The sequence below is a fragment of the Streptomyces sp. NPDC058662 genome, from assembly GCF_042716255.1.
GTDB lineage: Bacteria > Actinomycetota > Actinomycetes > Streptomycetales > Streptomycetaceae > Streptomyces.
On record NZ_JBHXRU010000204.1, the window covers coordinates 1 to 3,030 of the forward strand.

Sequence of the window (3,030 nt, forward strand, 5' to 3'; positions counted from 1 at the left end):
GGTCGCGGGCCGCGCCCGGGTCCGGGCCCGGGGCCTTGGCTGCCCGGGCCGGGGCCGCGCCCGGGTCCCGGGCCGGGGCTGGGTCCGGGCCCGCCCCGGCGGACGGGCCGGGCGCCGGGTCCCGGGCCGGGGCCGTCGTTGCCGGGGCCGGCGCGGGTCGGGTCGGGGGCGCTGCGGGGGAACCGGGGCCCGGGGGCGGCGTCATCGTGAGGCCGTGAGGGTGGCGAAGGCGGACTCGTGGGCCCGGCGGCGCGCGCGGTCGAGGGCGAAGATCTCCCGGGCCACAGCGGCCAGCGACCGCGCCGGGGCGTGCAGGTCCAGCCGGCTGGCCTCCGCGACCTGCTTGGCCCAGCTCTCGGGGACCACCGCCTCGCCGCCCAGGGCCCCGGCGATGGCCCCCGCCATCGTGGCGATGGAGTCGCAGTCCCGCCCGTAGTTGACCGCGCCGAGCACCGAGGCCTCGTACCCCCCGTCCGCGACCAGCAGCATGCCGAGCGCGATCGGGAGCTCCTCGATGGAGTGGAGGCGCGACGGGCGACGGGCGCCGAGCGAGGGGGCGCGGTAGTCCGGTCCGACCGAGTCGTACGGGGCCACCGCCGCCCGCAGCGGGACCAGCGCCGACTCGAAGTCCCGGTGGGCGGTCGCCGCCTCCGCCACGGCCGCGATCGCGGCACGCGTACCGTCCTTCGCGAGGGCGAGCGCCGTGTCCACGACCGACGCGGCCGAGGCCCCCGGGACGCACGCCGCCGCCACCGCCGCCGCGAAGACGCCCGCCGCCTCCCGCCCGTACGAGGACTGGTGCGCCCCGGCCACGTCCAGCGCCTCCGCGTACGCGCCCGCCGGGTTGCCCGCGTTGGCGATGCCCACCGGCGCCATGTACATCGCCGCGCCGCAGTTGACGATGTTGCCGCTGCCGGCCTCGCGCGGGTCCACGTGCCCGTAGTGCAGCCGGGCCACGATCCACTTCTCGGCGAGGAAGACCCGCTGCAACGGCAGTGCCTCGGCCTCCAGTTCCGGGATCCAGCGCGGTACGCCCATCAGGTCCGGGACCAGGTGCTCGGCCACCGCGTAGGCGTCCAGGTGGTCCCGCACGGCCTCGTAGGCCCGTACCAGCGCGTGCGTCATCAGGGTGTCGTCCGTGACGTGCCCGTCGCCCTTGTGGTACGGGGCGATGGGGCGCGCCGTACGCCAGTCCGCGTGCCAGGGGCCGACGACGCCGTGCACCCGGCCGCCGTGCCGTTCCACGATCTGGTCCGGGGTCCAGCCCTCCACCGGGCCGCCGAGCGCGTCGCCGACGGCGGCTCCGACGAGGGCGCCTGCCGTCCGGTCCTCCAACGTGAGCGTCATGTCCGAATCATCCCTTGGGTGAGGTGAGTTCCGTGCGAGCGAGGAGCGCGGCGAGTTCCACGAGGTCGGTGCCGGCGAGGCGGGGGAGGGCGCAGCCGGAGAGGGTGCGGCAGGCCTCGCGCCAGGCGTCGGGGATCGAGTCGCCGCCGCCGAGCGCGCCCGTGAGGGCGCCGGCGAGGGCGGGGGCGGAGTCCGCGACGCGGGACAGGCAGGCCGCGGCCGGTACGGCCTCGGCCATCCTGCCGCGGGCGGCGGTCGCGAGGGCGAGGGCCACGGGGACGGTCTCGGCGGCGGCGATCCCGTAGCTGTAGACGTGGTCCACGATCTCGTGTTCGAGGGTGGGGACGATGGCGAAGGCGCCGCCGTCGGTGCGCGCGCGTGCGAGTGCGACGGCGTGCCGGGCGTTTCGGCCGATCTCGGTGGACCCGGGGAGCTGTACGAGGGCCGCCTCGACGGCGGCGTCGACGTCCGCGCCGCCGAGGGCGGTCGCGAGGGCGGCGGCCATGGCGCGGGCGCCGTGCACTCCGTCGCCGTCCTGGGTGTAGCGGGCGTCGAACTCGGCGAGGTCGGCGGCCGCGGCGGCGTCCCCGGGATGGACGACGGCGAGGACGCAGGCGCGGACGCAGGCGGCGTCGTCGAAGTAGTGCGGGTTGTCGTGGCCGGTGGCGGGCGGGCGCAGACCGGCGGCGAGGTTGCCGAGGCCGGCCCGCACGGAGATCCGGGCGCGCAGGGGGAGGACGGCGGACTCCACTTCGGGGGCGCGTTCGGCGGCCGCCGCGACCTCGGAGGCGAGGGCGTTCCACGCCAGGTCGATGGCGGCGCGCATACGGCGGGACCGGGAGAGGTCGCTGAGCAGGACGCCGGCGGCGGTGATGACGGACTCCGCGACGAAGGCGGCCCACTCGGCGTCGTCGGAGGGTCCCAGGCGCAGGGGTTCAGGGGGCTGGTTCAGCGCGATGGGGACCGGGAGGGTGGTGGTGGCGTTCTGCTCGGCGAAGGTGTCGAGCTCGCGGGTCAGGCGGCGGGTCCACTCGGGCATCCGGCTGGCGCGGTGCCGGGCGGCGGGCCAGCCGGCCGCGTCGCCTGCGGCGAGCCCGAGGAGCAGCCCCTCGATCCGGCGGGGCCCGCTCGGCGCGGGGGCCCCGGCGGCCGCGTCACGGGCCTCCACGGGGCCGGCCCGCCCCGCCGCCCCGCGGGACACCGGCGGGCGGGGCCCGGTCCGGGCGGGGGCGAGGGTGCCGGTCGGCGTGTCGGTTGTGGGGGCGGTCCGGGTGGGGGTGAGGGTGCCGGTCGGCGTGTCGGCCGTGGGGGTGGTCCGGGGGCCCGTCCAAGCCTCGGAGCCGACGCCCGGGCGAGTCGCGACGAGGATCGCGGGGGAGCGGACCCAGGGGGCGAGCAGCGCGGGTACCGGGGCCCACGCGCCCGCCGTCGGCAGCGCGACCCCGCCGACCGCCGGGACGGCGGCCGGGGAGCCGGCCGGGGCGGAGGCGTCCGGCGGCGCGGTCGGCCCGGGGGTCCGGGTGTCCACCGTGGCGGCCAGGCTCGCCAATCCGGGCGGCGGTGGGCTCGCCGGGGTGGCCGGGCGGGGGGTGTCCGGTGGCGCCGGGATCGCCGCCAGGGTGTCCGGCGGGGCGGCCGGGCTCGCCGGCCCGGGGGTCCGGCCGTCCATCTGGGTGGGGGGGC

General features: G+C 79.1%; 2 protein-coding genes. Both read right to left on the reverse strand.

The window, feature by feature from the left end:
• Positions 1-201: 201 nt before the first annotated feature.
• A complete protein-coding gene (locus tag ACFWUQ_RS31355) occupies positions 202-1,347 on the reverse strand; it encodes an ADP-ribosylglycohydrolase family protein (RefSeq protein ID WP_384544799.1) in 1,146 nt (381 codons plus the stop codon).
• 7 nt (positions 1,348-1,354) lie between these two features.
• Entirely contained in the window at positions 1,355-2,515 is a 1,161-nt protein-coding gene (locus ACFWUQ_RS31360) for an ADP-ribosylglycohydrolase family protein (RefSeq protein WP_384544801.1), read from the reverse strand.
• Between the last annotated feature and the right edge of the window lie 515 nt (positions 2,516-3,030).